The sequence below is a fragment of the Variovorax sp. GW821-FHT09D05 genome (genome assembly GCF_059416325.1).
On the sequence record NZ_JBWKOZ010000009.1, the window covers coordinates 252,384 to 268,112 of the forward strand.

Genomic DNA, 15,729 nt, shown 5'->3' on the forward strand with positions numbered 1-15,729 from the left:
TTTCTTTTCTCAGTGTTCCATCACGCTTCGTAGGGCCCGCAACGCATGAAACTGCCGCGATTCAGTCGGGAGACACCGCGGAACCGGCTTTGCCGGGCTGCTGGTGTCGCCCCCTGAAAGGGGGTTGGCGAAGCGACACGAAGTGCGCGAAGACTGGGGGTAAGTTTCATCCTAGCGGTCGCGGTCGACCACCATGTGGGCCAGCGCGCGCAGGGCTGCGGTGTCGGCCAGGCCGCTCTTCTCCAAGGCGGCGAGCGCATCGGCCAGCAGCTGGCGGGCCTGGGCGCGCGCGCCGTCGAGGCCGAGCAGCGACACGTAGGTTGGCTTGTCGGCCGCGGCGTCCTTGCCGGCGGTCTTGCCCAGGGTCTGCGAGTCGGCCGTGACGTCGAGGATGTCGTCGACCACCTGGAACGCGAGGCCGATGGCGGCGCCGTAGTCGCGCAGCGCGGCCAGTGCCGATGGGGCGACCGAACCGCAGGCGGCGCCCATCTCGACGCTGCCCTGCAGCAGCGCGCCGGTCTTCAGGCGATGCATTTCGCGCAGCTGCGTTTCGTCGAGCGCAATGCCGACGCTGGCCAGGTCGATGGCCTGGCCGCCGGCCATGCCCTGGCTGCCCGCGGCGCGCGCGAGCAGGCGGCACAGCAGGGCCTGGGTGGAGGCGGGAATCTCGTCGCCATCGGGCGTGAGCAGTTCGAAGGCCAGGGCCTGCAGCGCGTCGCCGGCCAGCAAGGCGTCGGCCTCGCCGAACTTCACGTGCACGGTGGGCTTGCCGCGGCGCAGGACGTCGTTGTCCATGCACGGCAGGTCGTCGTGCACCAGCGAATAGGCGTGAATCAGTTCGGTGGCGCAGGCCGCGCGCAGGGCGGCGGCGCGGTTGCCGCCGACGGCCTCGCTGGCGGCCAGCACCAGCAGGGGTCGCAGCCGCTTGCCGCCGTCGAGCACGGCATAGCGCATGGCGTCGCCCAGCAGCACGGGGGCGTCGACGCCGACCCAGCGCGACAGCGCCGCTTCGACATTCGCCAGATGGGGGTCGCTCCAGCCGGCTAGCGTGCGGGCGTCCCAATGGCTGGAATTCAGCGCGGCGGCGCTCATTCAGGCGTCCAGACCTTCAGGCTGCCCGAATCGAGCACCTTGATCTGGTCTTCGACCGCCTGCAACTTGTCGCGACAGAAGGCGAGCAGCGCCGCGCCGCGCTGGTAGCTGACTAGCAGCTGGTCGAGGGGCAACTGGCCCGATTCGAGTTCCGCCACCAGTTGCTCCAGTTCCTGGAGCCCGGCTTCGTAACTGGCAGGCAGCGGGCCCGTATCGGGCGTTGCCGCCGGGCTGGACGAGGAAGGGGGGGGCACCTTGGGCATGCAAGCGAAACGTGGGTGAAATCGGGCATTTTAGGACTGGGATCGAAACAACTGGCGACCGCCGCCGGACCGGGTGAAAAGCCGGGGGCACAAAAATGCCCCCCGGGTACAATGCGAACTTCTCTCGTTGACGACGTCAACACATTCTTCGGGCCGCCGACCCTTCCTGGCGGCGCCTTCCGTTCTTTTCTCTTTTTCTCCCTGTGGGGAGCTTGGTCAGGTCCTCCATGTCTGATTTAAGTCTTCAACTGCAGCAGGCCGCGAGCCAACTTCCAGTTTCCGCGTATTTCGACGAGGCGCTCTATGCCCGCGAAATGCAAAACCTTTTCGCGCGAGGGCCCCGCTATGTCGGCCATCGCTTGGCCGTGCCCGAAATGGGCGACTTCCACACCCTGCCGCAGGAGCATCAGGGCCGGGCGCTGGTCCATACGCCCAAGGGCGTAGAGCTGATTTCCAACGTCTGCCGCCACCGCCAGGCCCTGATCCTCCAAGGCCGGGGCCAGCTCGACAACCAGGCCGGCGGCAACATCGTGTGCCCGCTGCACCGCTGGACCTACGCCGCAAGCGATTCGCGCACCACCGGCACGCTGATCGGCGCCCCGCATTTCGAGCAGGACCCCTGCCTGAACCTGCACAACTACCCGCTCACCGAGTGGAACGGCCTTCTTTTCGAGAAGAACGCAGACGGCTCCGGCCCCGACGTGGCGGCCGACATGGCCGGCCTCGGCCCGCAGGCCGACCTGGATTTCAGCGGCTACGCGCTCGACCGCGTCGAGCTGCACGAGTGCAACTACAACTGGAAGACCTTCATCGAGGTCTACCTCGAGGACTACCACGTCGGCCCGTTCCACCCGGGCCTGGGCAGCTTCGTCACCTGCGACGACCTGCGCTGGGAGTTCAAGCCCCGCTACTCGGTGCAGACGGTAGGCGTGGCCAACCGCCTGGGCCGCGCCGGCAGCCCGGTCTACCAGAAGTGGCAGGAGCAACTGCTCAAGTACCGCGACGGCAAGCCGCCGAAGTACGGCGCCATCTGGCTCACCTACTACCCGCACGTGATGGTCGAGTGGTATCCGCACGTGCTCACGGTGTCGACCCTGCACCCCGTGAGCCCGACGAAGACGCTCAACATGGTCGAGTTCTTCTACCCCGAGGAAATCGTCGCCTTCGAGCGCGAGTTCGTCGAAGCCCAGCAGGCTGCCTACATGGAAACCTGCGTGGAAGACGACGAGATCGCCGAGCGCATGGACGCCGGACGCCGCGCGCTGATGCTGCGCGGCGACAACGAGACCGGCCCCTACCAGAGTCCGATGGAAGACGGCATGCAGCAGTTCCACGAGTGGTACAAGGCCGCGATGCAGAAACCAGCCTGAGACCGGCCCGCCCCGCACTCGCCGGGGCACTCTTTTTTCTTACCTTAGAGTCGAAACGATGCAAGCGCTGTGGATGGTGCTGGGGGCCTTTTTGTTCGCCACGATGAGCGTGGTCGTGAAAGTCGCCTCGGAGTGGTTCAACAGCGGTGAGATGGTCCTGGGCCGTGGCCTGATCGGCATCGTCTTCCTCTGGCTGCTGGCCCGCAATCGCGGCGTCTCGCTGGCCACCCGATACCCCGGCATGCACGCGTGGCGCAGCACCATCGGCGTGCTGTCGCTGGGCGCCTGGTTCTATGCCATCGCCCACCTGCCGCTGGCCACGGCCGTCACCCTCAACTACATGAGCAGCGTGTGGGTCGCAGCCTTCCTGGTCGGCGGCTCGCTGCTGGCCTGGGTGCCGGTGCCCGGGCGCGACGGCCGCGTGGAGCGCCCGCCGCTGCAGGGCACGCTGGTGCTGACCGTGCTCGCCGGCTTCGTGGGCGTGGTGCTGATGCTCAAGCCCAGCGTCAACGGCAGCGAGGGCTTCGCGGGCATGCTGGGTTTGCTGTCGGGCCTGACGGCCGCGTTTGCCTATATGCAGGTGATGGCGCTGTCGCGCATCGGCGAACCCGAGCTGCGCACGGTGTTCTATTTCGCGGTCGGCTCGGCCGTGGCCGGAGCCTTCGCCACGGCGGCCACCGGGTTTTCGGGCGGTGGCGCCTGGACCTGGCAGCATGCGCTGTGGCTGCTGCCCATCGGATTGCTGGCCGCCCTCGGACAACTCTGCATGACCCGCGCCTACGCCACCGCCAAGACCCAGGCCGGCACACTGGTGGTGGCCAACCTGCAGTATTCGGGCATCGTGTTCGCGGCGTTCTACAGCGTGGTGCTGTTCAACGACCGCATCGATGCCACCGGCTGGGCCGGCATGGCCCTTATCATCGCCAGCGGCATTGCTGCAACCGTGTTGCGACAACGGGCGGTGCCCAAGGCGCCGGCCGAGGAACATTGACTCTTTCTGCATTGACCTGACCAGAGAAGGACACACACCATGTACACCACCCTCATCAGCGTCGAACAACTCCGCAAGCTGCAATCGACGGACACGCCTCTCATGGTGTTCGACTGCACCTTCGACCTCATGAAGCCCGAGAGCGGCGCGCAGCAATACGCGGCCGCGCACATTCCGGGCGCGCTGTACGCCAACCTCGACACCGACCTCAGCGCGAAGCACGGCGCCCCCGGCGCGCACGGCGAGGTGGTCGTGGCGCAGGAAGACGGCCTGCCCGCCTCGGGTGGACGCCATCCGCTGCCCAGCCGCGAGAAGTTCGCGGCCTGGCTCTCGAGCATCGGCTTCGCCAACGGCATGCAGGCCGTGGTGTACGACCGCAACGGCGCCAATTACTGCGGCCGCCTGTGGTGGATGCTCAAGTGGATGGGCCACGACGCAGTGGCCGTGCTCGACGGCGGCCTGCAGGCCTGGCAGGCCGCTGGCGGCGAAGTCACGAGCAGCGAGGAGCCCGCGCGCTTCCAGTCGAACTTTGTCATGGGCGAGCCGATTGCGAAGCTCGTCACCACCGACACCGTGGTGCGCCGGCTCGGCCAGCCTGACCAGAACCTGATCGACGCACGCGCCGGTGCACGTTACCGCGGCGAGGTGGAACCTCTGGACCCGATTGCCGGTCACATCCCCGGGGCCTTCAACCGGCCTTTCGCCGACAACCTCGGCCCCGACGGCAAATTCAAGCCGGCATCGCAATTGCGTGCCGAGTTCGAAGCGCTGCTCGCGGGACGCGACGCGGCGACAGTCGTCCACCAGTGCGGCAGCGGCGTGAGCGCCGTGCCGAATCTGCTCGCCATGCAGATCGCGGGATTCGGGACGACCGCGCTCTATGCCGGCAGCTGGAGCGAATGGAGCAACACGCCGGGGCTGCCGACCCGGCAAGGCGCTGAACCATGACATTGACGACGACGAATCGACGTTCCCGAAGCCTTGGCCGCACCACCGGCCTCGCCATCGCCGCCGCCCTCCTCGCGGCCGCCCCGTTCCTCACCGCACAGGCCCAGCAGCAGCACGCCCACGTGCACGGCCAGCTCAAGCTCGACGTGGCCGTCGACGGCCCCACGGTGGTGATCGACATGGAGTCACCGCTCGACAACATCGTCGGCTTCGAACGCGCACCCAAGACCGACGCCGAGAAGAAGCTCGTCGAGGAAGCAGTTGCGCAGCTGCGCGCGGCCGACAAGCTCTTCATCGTCGATCCGGCCGCCAACTGCAAGCTCGGCCCGGTCGACCTGCGCTCCGGCGCGCTGGGCCTGGGCAACCCCGATCCGAGCGAGCCCGTCGGCCATGCCGACCTCGACGCCACCTTCTCCTTCAATTGCACCAACGCGGCGGCCGCGAAGTTCATCGACCTGAACCTGTTCAGCGTGTTCAAGGGCCTGCGCCAGATCGACTCGCAGATTGCCACGGCGCAAGGCCAGTTCAAGCGCCAGCTCAAGCGCCCGGCCGGCGCGCAGGCAAGCCAGCCCGCCCGGCTCAGCTGGGGCAAGTAACGCTGTGAGTACCCATCCCGAGGCAGAGTCGTCGCCCTTGCGCGTCGTGCTCGCCGCCGAAGCGCTGCGCTTCGCATGGCCCGGCGTGAAAACACCGTGCATCGACATCGAGGCCTTTCGTATCACCGCAGGTGAATCGGTGTTCCTGCATGGTCCGAGCGGCTGCGGCAAGAGCACGCTGCTGTCATTGCTGGCCGGCGTGCTGGTGGCAAACGAAGGCCGCGTCACGCTGCTGGGGCACGACTGGTCCAAGCTCTCGGGCGCAGCGCGCGACCGCAGCCGCGTGGCGCACGTGGGCTACATCTTCCAGCAGTTCAACCTGCTGCCGTACCTGAGCGTGATCGACAACGTACTGCTGCCCTGCCGCTTCTCGCAGCGGCGCGAAGCAAATGCCGCACGCAACGGCAGTTCGCGCGACGAGGCCGAGCACCTGCTTCACCAGATGGGCCTCGACCGCAACCTGTGGAAACGCCAGGCGCTGCAACTCTCGGTCGGCCAGCAGCAGCGCGTGGCCGCTGCACGAGCGCTCATTGGCCAGCCCGAAGTAGTGATTGCCGACGAGCCCACTTCGGCGCTCGACGAAGACCGGCGCGAAGCCTTTCTCGACGTGCTGCTGACAGCCTGCGCCGAGAACCACAGCGCGCTCGTGTTCGTGAGCCATGACCAGCGCATCGCGCAGCGCTTTGTGCGACACGTGCTGCTGCCCGAGATCAACCGCGCCGCCACCAGCGCAATGGCGGTGGACGCATGAAAGCACTTTTCTCGATTGCCTGGCGCAGCGCCTGGAACCGGCGCTTCACGCTCGCGCTGACGGTGTTCTCGATCGCGCTGTCGACCTTTCTTCTTCTGGGTGTCGAACGCATCCGCACCGAGCTGCGCGAGAACTTCGCATCCTCCGTCTCGGGCACCGACCTGATCGTGGGCGCGCGCACCGGCTCCACGCAGCTGCTGCTGTACTCGGTGTTCCGCATCGGCGCGGCCACCAACAACATCTCGTGGAAGAGCGTGCAGGCGCTGTCGGAGCACCCGGGCGTCGACTGGGTGGTGCCGCTGTCGCTCGGCGATTCGCACCGCGGCTTCGCTGTGCTGGCCACTTCCACCGACTACTTCACGCACTTCCGCTACGGCGACAAGCAGACGCTGAAGCTGCGCGAGGGCAAGCCCTTCAGCGAACTGTTCGATGCTGTAGTTGGCGCCGAAGTGGCCGACAAGCTCGGCTACCACGTGGGCCAGAAGATCACGCTCGCGCACGGCAGCGGCGAGCTCAACGTGGCCGAGCATGCGGACAAGCCTTTCACCGTGGTCGGCGTGCTCGCGCGCACCGGCACGCCGGTCGACCGCACGGTGCACATCGGCCTCGCGGCCATGGAAGCCATCCACCTCGAATGGGTGGGCGGCGCGCCGATGCCGGGCGTGCACATTCCGGCCGAGCAGGTGCGCAAGTTCGACCTCACGCCCAAGAACGTGACAGCCGCGCTGGTGGGCCTGAAGAACCGCGCAGCCGTGTTCGGCGTGCAGCGCTGGATCTCGACCTACACCGGCGAGCCGCTGATGGCCATCCTGCCCGGCGTGGCGCTCGACGAACTGTGGAGCGTGATCGGCATCGGCGAGAACGCGCTGCTGCTGATGTCGGCGCTGGTCGCGCTGGTGAGCCTCGCAGGGCTGGTGTCTGTGGTGATGGCCGGCCTCAACGAACGCCGCCGCGAACTCGCCGTGCTGCGCGCCGTGGGCGCGGGCCTGCGCCACGTGCTGGCGCTGCTCGCACTCGAAGGCGCGATGGTCACCGTGCTGGGCGTGGCCTTCGGCGTGGTGATGGCGGTGCTCGGCATCGCCCTGCTCTCGCCATGGCTGCAGGCACAGTTCGGGCTGACATTGAGCCTTTCAGAACCTACACTGAACGAATGGTTGCTCATGGCAAGCCTGCTGGTCGCTGGATGGCTGGCAAGCCTCTTGCCTGGCATCCGCGCCTACCGACTCTCCCTTGCCGACGGCCTCTCACCGAGGATTTGAACCATGCCCATTGCACACACGACGTCCAAGAGCAAAGCTTTCATCCGGCTTTCAATGCTGATCGCCGGTGCCGGCCTCACAGCCGCCGCCTGGGCCGCCGAGCCCGCGCCCAAGGACACCACCGCCACCAACCCATTGGGTGGCAAGGCCGCGGCACCCGCCGCCGCCAAGGCCGCACCGGGCCAGCCTCGCCAGATCACCTGGGAAGAACTGGTGCCCAAGGACTGGGACCCGGCCAAGGAGTTCAAAGGCATGGACCTGAGCGCACTCGACGATGGCGACCCGCGCGCCAACGAGCTGCTCATGAAGATGCAGGAGGTGTCGAACAACGCGCCGACCAACCCCGCGATGAACGGCACCGAAGTCAAGATTCCGGGCTTCATCGTGCCGCTCGAAGAGGCCAAGGGCGAAGTCACCGAGTTCCTGCTGGTGCCCTACTTCGGCGCCTGCATCCACACGCCGCCGCCGCCCGCCAACCAGATCCTGCACGTGGTGCCGCAGAAGGGCGCCAAGTTCCGCGCCATGGACACTGTGTGGGTCACCGGCAAGCTGCAGACCCTGCGCAACGACTCGATGATGGGCGTGAGCGGCTACCACGTGAGCGCCGCCAGCGTCACCAAGTACACGGGCGGCGCCAAGTAGCAGCAACGCAGCAGCGCGGGAGGCAGCGGCCTCCCTGCCGTGTGGTTCTGCGCCGACAGGTTTGACGGCGCACCACCGACACAGACCGTTGCATCCACGGCGCAGGCTTTGTCATCGCCTGCTGCCGCGCACCGTTGAAAGAGTTCCGGGCACGACGCCGGCGTCCTCATGGAACTCCAGATGACAAAAAATCTCCCCCTCGCTCCGCGACTGCTGACGATCTCGCTGTGCATCGGCGCCCTCGTCCTCGCAGGCTGCGACAAGACCCCCAGTACGCCGGCTGCCGCACCCACTGCCGCCGCCACCGACCCGGCAACCACCATTCCCGCGCCCTCGGTGCCGCAGACACCGGCCCCTGCCGCAGCCCCGGTGCAGGCTGCCTACACGCCGCCCGCCGCCGAGCAGCTCTACCAGATGGTCGCGCCCATCGCGCTCTACCCCGACAAGCTGGTGGCCCAGATCCTGGCCGGTGCCACCTACCCCGAGCAGATCACCGCCGCGCACGAATGGCTTGCGCAGAACCGCAACCTCAAGGCCGGTCCGCTGTCCGATGCAGCCAACCAGCAGCCTTGGGACCCGAGCGTGAAGTCGCTCACCGCATTCCGCCCCGTCATCGACCAGATGGCCGGCAACATCCCGTGGACCGAGGCGCTCGGGCAGGCCTACTACAACGACCCGGCCGATGTGATGAACGCGATCCAGGTCATGCGCCAGCGCGCATCGAAGGCGGGCCGCCTCAAGAACAACGACAAGCTGCGCGTGGCCAGCGCTGCGCCACCGCAGAACTACGCGCCCTCGCCGGACATGCAGCCCATGTACGCAGGCCCCGCGGTGATCGAGCCGCCGCCGCAGTACATCACCATCGAGCCCGTGCAGCCTGACGTGGTGTACGTGCCGGCCTATGACCCGCAGGTCATCTACGGCGAGCCGCAGCCGATCTATCCCGGCTATGCCTATGCACCGCCGGTCGAGGTGGTGTCGCGGGGCTACAGCGGCGGCCAGGTGGCGGCTGCCGGTGCGCTCGCGTTCGGAGCCGGCGTGATCGTGGGCGCCGCGCTGGAGCGGCACGACTGGGGCTGGCACTCATGGAACATGAACTGGGGCGCGCCGCGCGGGCGTGACCGCGATCGTGGCCCCGCCGTGCAGCCAGCCTTCGCCCGGCCGGCCGTGGTCTACAACAACAGCACCTACATCTCGCGCTCGACCACGGTGGTCAACAACAACGTGCGCAATGTCTACAACAACAATGGCGGACCGCGCGGCGCGCTGCCGCCGGGGGCACCGCCACCCAACTTCGCGGCCGGCCCGGGCCCTGCGCAACAGCAGCAGGCACTATTCGCGCAGCAACAGCAACAACAACGCCAGCAGCAGCAACAGCAGCAGGCGGTGCTTGCGCAACAACAGCAGCAACAACAAGTCCGCCAGCAGCAAGCCCTGATGCATCAACAGCAGGCGCAGCAACAAGCCCAGCAACGTTCGCAGCAGCAGACCCAGCAGTTGCAGGCACAACAGCAACAACAGCAAGCGCGCGAGCAACAGCAGCAGGCACGCCAGGCCCGGCTCCAGCAGCAGCAAGACCCTGCGCGCCGCCAGCAAGCCCAACCAGCGCAACAACAACAGCTGGCCCAACAGCAGGCGCAGCAACAGCAGCGCCAACAGCAACAGGCGGTGCAGGAACAGCAACGCCAGCAACAACAGCGCCAGCAACAGGCCCAGCAAGAGCAGTCGCGCCGCCAGCAGATGCAGCAGCAACAGCAGGCGCAGCAACAGGCCCGTGCGCAGCAGCAGGCCCAACAACAGCAACAGCAGGTCCAGCGCCAACAGGCGCAACAGCAGCAGGCCCAGAACCAGGCCCGGCAGCAGCAGCAAGCCCAGCAGGAGCAGCTACACCGCCAGCAGCAAGCGCAACAGCAGGCTCAGCAACAAGCCGCGCGCGCTCAACAGCAACAGGCGATGCAACAACAGCAGCAGCAACGTCAGCAGCAGATGCAGCAACAGCAGGCCCGCGCCCAGCAACAGGCGCAGCAGCAACAACAGCAGATCCAGCGCCAGCAGCAACAGCAGCAGCAGCACCAACAACAGCAGGCCCAGCAGCAGCAACAGCGCGCGGCCGCAGCGGCTGCGGTCGCGGCGCGGCGCCCACCGGGACGGCCCGGCGAGCCCGGACAGCAACAGCAGTAGCGCGCCTGCGCCGCCGGGCGGCGTCTATCAGTTCTTGCCGATCTCGGTCAGCAGCCGCGTGACGAGGTAGAGGCGCGGCACGATCGAGTCGACTTCGATGTACTCGTCGCGCGCGTGGTAGCCGAAGCCCGCGAGGCCGAAGCTCTCGACCACCGTGGCCTTGCCCGAGCGGCCCGCATAGCCCGCGTCGGTGCCGCCGCCGGTCATCGGCGTCAGCGCGAGGTCGCGATCGATTTCCTTGTAGATGGCCTGCGCCTTCTCGGCCAGCGCGCGGCCCTTGTCGCCCGCGATGAAGGCCGGGCGGCCCACTTCCACCTTCACCGTGGTCTCGGTGTCGGGAATCAGCTTGCCGGCCGCGATCTTCGCCTGCAGCGCCTCGTTGAGCTTCTTCTCGGCGCCGGGCTGCGTGATGCGGATATCGCCCAGCGCCTGCGCCTTCTCGGTGATCTGGTTGATCGGGCCCGTGGCGCGCGCCACGGTCCAGTTGAGCGTCACGCCCGGGATGTCTTTGGCGAGATCCTTGGTCTGCAGCATCTGGTACGACAGCTCGTACAGCGCGTTGCGGCCCAGTTCGGGCGCGGCGCCGGCGTGTGCCGCGCGGCCTTTCACTTCCATCGTGGCCTGCGCGATACCGGCCGCGCCCAGCAGCAGCGACTCGCCCTTGACCACGGACTTCGCCACCGTCGGCTCGAACGACAGCACCGTGTCGTGCTGGTCGGCCATCGTGGCGATCAGCTCGCCGGAACCGACCGAGCCCACTTCCTCGTCGGGGTTCATCACAACAGTGAGCGTGTCGTAGTCGCGCCAGCCGGCATCGGCCAGGATCTTGAGCGAGGCCATCATCACGGCCAGGCCGCCCTTGTCGTCGGCTATGCCGGGGCCGTAGATACGGTTGCCGTCGACCTTGTAGGGCTGGCTGCTCAGGATGCCCGGTGAATACACCGTGTCCATATGGCCCTGCAGCATGATCTTGCGCTTGCCCGTGCCCTTGATCGTGCCGATCACGAGGTCGGCGCCCGCGCCGGCCGTGGCCTTGCGGCGCTCGGTCTTGAAGCCGGCGGCCTTCAGGCGCCCTTCCACCACGTCGGCCATCTTGAGCAGGCCGTCGACGTTGAGGCTGCCCGATTCGATCAGCACCATCTCCTTGAGGTTGTCGATCACCGCGGGCTGCGCCTTCTCGGCGGCGGCGAGCAACTTCGCATCGGGCGCGGCGTGCGCGCCGGCGGCAGCGCCGAGCGCGAGGCCGCAGGCCAGGGCCATGGAGCGAAGCGGGAAGGAGGACAAACGCAAAGTCATGGTGTTTTTCTCGGGAGTGAATGACGGCACACAGCATAGCCACGCGCTCGTGCCGGGCGAGCAAATCGGAGACACGGCAACGACAGGGTTTGCCCGACTGGTCCGCCGCAGGGCTCCATACGCAAAAGCTACCGCAATGCATTCCGGAAAATGTATTTGTGGATATGCATGGCGGCTCCTAGCATCGGCCGCATCAGCGCCAAAGAGCAGCTGCATCCATCAGGAGACAAAAACATGTCATCGCTTCCACTCGCCGGGGCCAGCCGCCCGCCACGCGCCCTCCCCTACGCCAGCCGCTTCTCGATCGTCGTCTGCTTCCTGATCGCATTGATCGACGGCTACGACACGCTGATGCTGTCCTTCGTCGCACCGCTCATCTCCAGGGAATGGGGAATGCCGCCTGGCGCCTTCGGCAAGGTGTTCGCCGTGAGCTTCGCGGGCGCTGTGGTGGGCGCACTCACCGTGGGTGCGGCGGCCGACCGCTTCGGCAGGCGCCGGCTGCTGCTTGCTTCGATCCTGGTGGCAGGCGGCTTCATCCTGCTGAGCGCGACATCGGCCAGCCCGGAGCAGCTGATGCTGTGGCGCTTTCTCTCGGGCATCGGCCTCGGCGGCGCGATTCCCACCATCTCGGCGCTGGCGGCCGAGCATGCGCATCCGGACCAACGCAGCGCGACGGTCTCGCGCATGTTCCTGGGCTTTCCCATCGGGGCCGTGGCCGGTGGCGCCATCACGGCAGCGCTGATGCAGTCGGTGGGCTGGCGCGGCATCTTCATCGGCGGCGGCACGCTCGCGCTGGCGCTGCTGCCGCTGGTGTTCGCAATATCCGAGTCGGGGCACACGAGCACCACGGCAGCGGACGCAAGCCCCGCCCATGCCAGGCGCCCACTGGCCGAGCTCGTCGCCGAAGGGCGCGGCCCGGGCACGGTGCTCATCGCCACCGCGGCCTTCATGATCCTGCTGGTCAGCTACTTCCTGCTGAGCTGGACGCCCAGCGTGCTCGCCATGAACGGCATGAGCCCGCAGCGCTCCGCGCTCGCCGGCGTGATGCTCAACGTGGGCGGCGTGGCCGGGGCCTTCGCCATGTCCTTCGTGGTGGCGCGGCGCAGCCCTTTCGGACCGGTGGCGCTGTGCCTGGCGCTGGGCGCTGCGCTCGTGCCCTTCTTTGGCTTCCACATCGTCGGCAGCGAGGTCGCCGCCTTCTGCCTGGTGTTCGCCATCGGCCTGCTGGTGATCGGCGGACAGATGAACATCCCCGCGCTGTGCGTGCACTACTACCCGGCGAGCGTGCGCGCAACCGGCGTGGGGCTGTCGATGTCCGTCGGCCGCATCGGCTCCATCGTGGGGCCGCTGGTCGGTGGGCTGCTGGTGGGTGCGAAGTTGCCGTGGGGGCAGCTGTTCTTGCTCGCCGCGATCCCGGCCTTCATCGCTGCGGCGGCCCTGGGCTGGATCGCGTACCGCAAGCCGGGCGGCTGACAGATCGTCGTCAGCGCTTGCGGCTCGACGCGACCTGCGTGCCGCGCAACAGCCGCAACAGGCTGTCGAGGTGCGGATTGGCGTCTGCATCGCGGTAGCCCAGATACAGGCTCGACACCGCGTCCTTGTCGAGGATGCGGCTGTACAGCACCCCTTCGAGCTGGATGCACTGCGTGTCGGCCGGCACGATGGCCACGCCGAAGCCCGCAGCCACCAGCCCGACCATGGTCGAGGCCTCCCGCGTCTCGTGCATCACCGCCGGGCGGAAGCCCGCCTTGGCGCACAGCTCTTGCACCTTCCAGTACAGGCCGATGCCCGCGTCGCGCGGATAGACGATCAGCGGCACGTCCTTCAGTTCGCGGATGTGGATGCCCTTGCCACGCGTGAGCACGTGCTGCTGCGGCATCGCCGCGACCAGCGGCGCCGAGTACCACTCCTCGATGGTCACGCCCACCGGAATGCTCACGTTGGGCTTGCGCAGCACGCCGAGGTCGAGCTCGCGGGCATTGATGGCGTCGAGCTGATGCATCGACGCCATTTCCCGCAACTGCAGCTCGACCGCCGGAAAGCTCGCGCGGTACTGGCGAATGCCCGATGGCAGCGCCGTCGTGAGCATCGACGAAGCGGTGAAGCCCACGTTGAGCTTGCCGACCTCGCCCGCTGCGGCGCTCTGCACTTCGTCTTTCGCGCTCTGCACCGAGGCAAGGATGGTGCGCGCCCGGTCGAGAAAGTGCCGCCCGGCCTGCGTGAGATACACGCGGCGCTTGTCGCGCTCGAAAAGCTGCACCCCCAGCTCTTCTTCGAGCCCGCGAATCTGCGTGCTCAGGGGCGGCTGTGCCATGTAGAGGCGTTCCGCGGCGCGGGTGAAGTTGAGTTCTTCCGCCACGGCAACGAAGTAGCGCAGGTGTCGAAGTTCCACGATATCTCCAGCGTATCGAATGCAATCCGAATCCGGTATTTCCGGATATGACACCCATTCTCTAGCATCCCTTCACACCTTTACAACCACAGAGACAAAGGAAGAGCCCACATGGTGCAAGACAGCGCAACGGCGTCCGCCGACGCCGCATCGACCAACCTCGTCGTGAGCCGCCTGCGCCAGCGCCTGCCGGTGGCGGCACTGGGCATCCGCGCCTCGCGCACGCCCGACATCGCACGCATCGCCAAGGCCAGCGGCCACCACGCGATCTGGGTGGACCTGGAGCACAGCAGCATCGCCATCGACGCGGCCGTGCAGATCTGTGCCGCCGCAATGGACATCGGCCTCATGCCCTTCGTGCGTGTGCCGGAGCGCGAGTACGGCGTGATCGGCCGGCTGCTCGACGGCGGCGCGGGCGGCATCATCGCGCCGCGCATCGAGACCGTGGCACAGGCCGAAGACCTCGTGGCCGCCTGCCGCTTTCCGCCGCTGGGCCATCGCTCGGCCATCGGCACGCTGCCGCACGTGGGCTATCGCAAGATGGCCGCGGCGGATTTCAACGTCGCCATGAACCGGGCCACCGCGCTGAAGGTGCTGATCGAAAGCCCGCTGGGCATCGAGAACATCGAGCGCATCGCCGCGGTGCCGGGCATCGACATCGTGGGCATCGGCACCAACGACTTGAGCGCCGAGCTGGGCGTGGCCGGTGACTTCAAGCACCCGCTGGTACGCGCCGCGCACGAGACTGCGCTGGCCGCCTGCCTGCGCGTGGGAAAGCCGCTCGCCATCGGCGGCATCGCCGACGCGGCCTACTCGGCCGAGCTGGTACACCGTGGTGCAGCACCTTTCCTCATGACCGGCATCGACACCGACATGCTGCTGGCCGCCGCGCACGAGCGCGTCGCGAAGGCGTTGAGTTCGGTCGGTGTGGAGAACGGCGATGCGGTCGTGCGCTGAAGCAGCCCTGCGCCGCACAGGCGCCGTGCTCGCGCTGCTGTTCGGAACGCTGGCCTTGCCCGGCCCTGCGCTCGCCCAGGTTGCACAAGGAGCGACGACCCTCGTCGTGCCGACGCCGCCGGGTGGCCCCATCGACCGCGTCGCCCGCATCGTGGCGCAGGGCCTGTCTTCCGTGCTGGGGGAACCGGTGGTGGTCGAGAACAAGGGCGGGGCCGCCGGCAAGATCGGCGTGCAGGCGGCTCTGCGGGCCGCACGCGACGGCCACACGCTGATTGCGGTCTCGCCTTCCATCGCATCGGTCAATCCGGTGGTCGACAAGGCGGCGGGCTATGACCCGCTCAAGGACTTCGATCCGCTCGGCATCGTCGCCTTCAACGACGGCGTGCTGGCGGTGCGCGCCGACCTGCCCGTGACCGACATGCCAGGGCTCGTGGCCTATGCGAAAGCACACCCCGGCGCGCTGACATACGGCTCCTTCGGCGTCGGCACCAGCCTGCACCTGCAGACCGAGGAGTTGCTGCACACGCTCGGCATCACGGCGCGGCACGTGCCCTACAAGGGCGAGGCGCAGGCGATGAATGCGCTGATCGCAGGCGAAGTCGACATGATGGCTTACGTCACCTCGCCCATCGTGCCCTTCGTGGCAAACGGCCGCGCGCGGGCGCTCGCCGCCACGGCATCGACCCGCTGGGCTGCGCTGCCCGCGGTGCCGAGCTTTACGGAGACCGGCATCGACGCGCTGCGCAACTACACCTACCGCTCGTGGGTCGGCATCGTGCTGCCGGCAGGCGTGCCGGCGGCTGCGCGGCAGCGTGCCACTGCGGCGCTGCGCGAGGTGCTGGCCCGGCCCGAGACGCTCAAGGCACTCGAGGCGCAGGGCTTCGCGCCGGTCACGCCCGACGCCGAGACGATGCGCCGCACCGTCGCCGCCGAACTCGAGCGCAACCGCCGGCTGATTGCCGCCGGCGGTATCTCGCTCGAATGAGCCTTC

15 protein-coding genes are annotated in these 15,729 nt (G+C 67.7%); 11 read left to right on the top strand and 4 right to left on the bottom strand.

The genetic code is table 11. The features are described from left to right. Nucleotides 1-171: 171 nt before the first annotated feature. Nucleotides 172-1,092: a polyprenyl synthetase family protein gene (locus AC07O3_RS24765; protein ID WP_495340565.1), complete on the bottom strand. Its 921-nt coding sequence runs from the start codon at nt 1,090-1,092 to the stop codon at nt 172-174. Continuing rightward, nucleotides 1,089-1,355 (bottom strand): exodeoxyribonuclease VII small subunit, encoded by a 267-nt coding sequence (gene xseB / locus AC07O3_RS24770; protein WP_007829283.1) that lies wholly within the window; start codon nt 1,353-1,355, stop codon nt 1,089-1,091. Before xseB ends, AC07O3_RS24765 begins: the two co-directional genes overlap by 4 nt. Nucleotides 1,356-1,582: 227 nt before the next feature. Here xseB and AC07O3_RS24775 point away from each other — a divergent pair, with 227 nt between their 5' ends. The 8 genes from AC07O3_RS24775 (at nt 1,583) to AC07O3_RS24810 (ending at nt 10,093) form a co-directional block, all read left to right on the top strand. Beyond that, nucleotides 1,583-2,725 carry an aromatic ring-hydroxylating oxygenase subunit alpha gene (locus AC07O3_RS24775; protein WP_093075350.1) on the top strand — a complete coding sequence of 381 codons (1,143 nt, stop codon included), beginning with the start codon at nt 1,583-1,585 and terminating at the stop codon, nt 2,723-2,725. A gap of 58 nt (nt 2,726-2,783) precedes the next feature. Continuing rightward, nucleotides 2,784-3,716 (top strand): DMT family transporter, encoded by a 933-nt coding sequence (locus AC07O3_RS24780; RefSeq protein WP_256216693.1) that lies wholly within the window; start codon nt 2,784-2,786, stop codon nt 3,714-3,716. A 39-nt stretch (nt 3,717-3,755) separates the two neighbouring features. Then, the gene (locus tag AC07O3_RS24785; RefSeq protein ID WP_440533771.1) at nt 3,756-4,664 is read left to right on the top strand and encodes a sulfurtransferase; all 909 of its coding nucleotides are present in this window, start codon (nt 3,756-3,758) and stop codon (nt 4,662-4,664) included. Further along, nucleotides 4,661-5,260 (top strand): DUF2796 domain-containing protein, encoded by a 600-nt coding sequence (locus AC07O3_RS24790; RefSeq protein WP_093049964.1) that lies wholly within the window; start codon nt 4,661-4,663, stop codon nt 5,258-5,260. The genes AC07O3_RS24785 and AC07O3_RS24790 overlap by 4 nt, the downstream gene beginning before the upstream one ends. Before the next feature lie 4 nt (nt 5,261-5,264). Next, nucleotides 5,265-6,011 carry an ABC transporter ATP-binding protein gene (locus tag AC07O3_RS24795; protein ID WP_426391902.1) on the top strand — a complete coding sequence of 249 codons (747 nt, stop codon included), beginning with the start codon at nt 5,265-5,267 and terminating at the stop codon, nt 6,009-6,011. Continuing rightward, on the top strand, nt 6,008-7,270 hold the full coding sequence (locus AC07O3_RS24800; RefSeq protein WP_093049958.1) for an ABC transporter permease: 1,263 nt from the start codon (nt 6,008-6,010) through the stop codon (nt 7,268-7,270). Before AC07O3_RS24795 ends, AC07O3_RS24800 begins: the two co-directional genes overlap by 4 nt. A 3-nt stretch (nt 7,271-7,273) precedes the next feature. After that, nucleotides 7,274-7,912, top strand: a complete 639-nt coding sequence (locus AC07O3_RS24805; RefSeq protein WP_093049955.1) for a DUF3299 domain-containing protein — start codon at nt 7,274-7,276, stop codon at nt 7,910-7,912. Between the two features lie 180 nt (nt 7,913-8,092). Next, nucleotides 8,093-10,093, top strand: coding sequence for a DUF3300 domain-containing protein (locus AC07O3_RS24810; RefSeq protein WP_495340566.1), 2,001 nt, complete (start codon nt 8,093-8,095; stop codon nt 10,091-10,093). Between the two features lie 27 nt (nt 10,094-10,120). Here the strand turns inward: AC07O3_RS24810 and AC07O3_RS24815 are convergent, their stop codons facing one another. Then, complete coding sequence (locus AC07O3_RS24815; protein WP_495340567.1) at nt 10,121-11,389, bottom strand: glutamate carboxypeptidase; 1,269 nt, start codon at nt 11,387-11,389, stop codon at nt 10,121-10,123. A 234-nt stretch (nt 11,390-11,623) separates the two neighbouring features. Between AC07O3_RS24815 and AC07O3_RS24820 the strand changes: the two genes are divergently transcribed. Further along, nucleotides 11,624-12,862: an MFS transporter gene (locus AC07O3_RS24820; RefSeq protein ID WP_495340568.1), complete on the top strand. Its 1,239-nt coding sequence runs from the start codon at nt 11,624-11,626 to the stop codon at nt 12,860-12,862. Between the two features lie 10 nt (nt 12,863-12,872). On the opposite strand, the gene AC07O3_RS24825 is transcribed toward AC07O3_RS24820, so the two are convergent. After that, nucleotides 12,873-13,781 (bottom strand): LysR substrate-binding domain-containing protein, encoded by a 909-nt coding sequence (locus AC07O3_RS24825; protein WP_093075366.1) that lies wholly within the window; start codon nt 13,779-13,781, stop codon nt 12,873-12,875. 111 nt (nt 13,782-13,892) lie between these two features. Between AC07O3_RS24825 and AC07O3_RS24830 the strand changes: the two genes are divergently transcribed. Next, the gene (locus tag AC07O3_RS24830; protein ID WP_093171971.1) at nt 13,893-14,738 is read left to right on the top strand and encodes an HpcH/HpaI aldolase family protein; all 846 of its coding nucleotides are present in this window, start codon (nt 13,893-13,895) and stop codon (nt 14,736-14,738) included. Then, complete coding sequence (locus tag AC07O3_RS24835; RefSeq protein WP_495340569.1) at nt 14,722-15,723, top strand: Bug family tripartite tricarboxylate transporter substrate binding protein; 1,002 nt, start codon at nt 14,722-14,724, stop codon at nt 15,721-15,723. The genes AC07O3_RS24830 and AC07O3_RS24835 overlap by 17 nt, the downstream gene beginning before the upstream one ends. Nucleotides 15,724-15,729 lie beyond the last annotated feature (6 nt).

What these genes read in the sequence shown, in the direction of transcription:
- AC07O3_RS24820 (WP_495340568.1), top strand. Translation starts at nt 11,624, where the DNA reads ATGTCATCGCTTCCACTCGCCGGGGCCAGCCGCCCGCCACGCGCCCTC.
- AC07O3_RS24780 (WP_256216693.1), top strand. Translation starts at nt 2,784, where the DNA reads ATGCAAGCGCTGTGGATGGTGCTGGGGGCCTTTTTGTTCGCCACGATG.
- AC07O3_RS24805 (WP_093049955.1), top strand. Translation starts at nt 7,274, where the DNA reads ATGCCCATTGCACACACGACGTCCAAGAGCAAAGCTTTCATCCGGCTT.
- AC07O3_RS24800 (WP_093049958.1), top strand. Translation starts at nt 6,008, where the DNA reads ATGAAAGCACTTTTCTCGATTGCCTGGCGCAGCGCCTGGAACCGGCGC.
- AC07O3_RS24830 (WP_093171971.1), top strand. Translation starts at nt 13,893, where the DNA reads ATGGTGCAAGACAGCGCAACGGCGTCCGCCGACGCCGCATCGACCAAC.
- AC07O3_RS24765 (WP_495340565.1), bottom strand. Translation starts at nt 1,092, where the DNA reads ATGAGCGCCGCCGCGCTGAATTCCAGCCATTGGGACGCCCGCACGCTA.
- AC07O3_RS24790 (WP_093049964.1), top strand. Translation starts at nt 4,661, where the DNA reads ATGACATTGACGACGACGAATCGACGTTCCCGAAGCCTTGGCCGCACC.
- AC07O3_RS24815 (WP_495340567.1), bottom strand. Translation starts at nt 11,389, where the DNA reads ATGACTTTGCGTTTGTCCTCCTTCCCGCTTCGCTCCATGGCCCTGGCC.
- xseB (WP_007829283.1), bottom strand. Translation starts at nt 1,355, where the DNA reads ATGCCCAAGGTGCCCCCCCCTTCCTCGTCCAGCCCGGCGGCAACGCCC.
- AC07O3_RS24835 (WP_495340569.1), top strand. Translation starts at nt 14,722, where the DNA reads ATGCGGTCGTGCGCTGAAGCAGCCCTGCGCCGCACAGGCGCCGTGCTC.
- AC07O3_RS24785 (WP_440533771.1), top strand. Translation starts at nt 3,756, where the DNA reads ATGTACACCACCCTCATCAGCGTCGAACAACTCCGCAAGCTGCAATCG.
- AC07O3_RS24775 (WP_093075350.1), top strand. Translation starts at nt 1,583, where the DNA reads ATGTCTGATTTAAGTCTTCAACTGCAGCAGGCCGCGAGCCAACTTCCA.
- AC07O3_RS24810 (WP_495340566.1), top strand. Translation starts at nt 8,093, where the DNA reads ATGACAAAAAATCTCCCCCTCGCTCCGCGACTGCTGACGATCTCGCTG.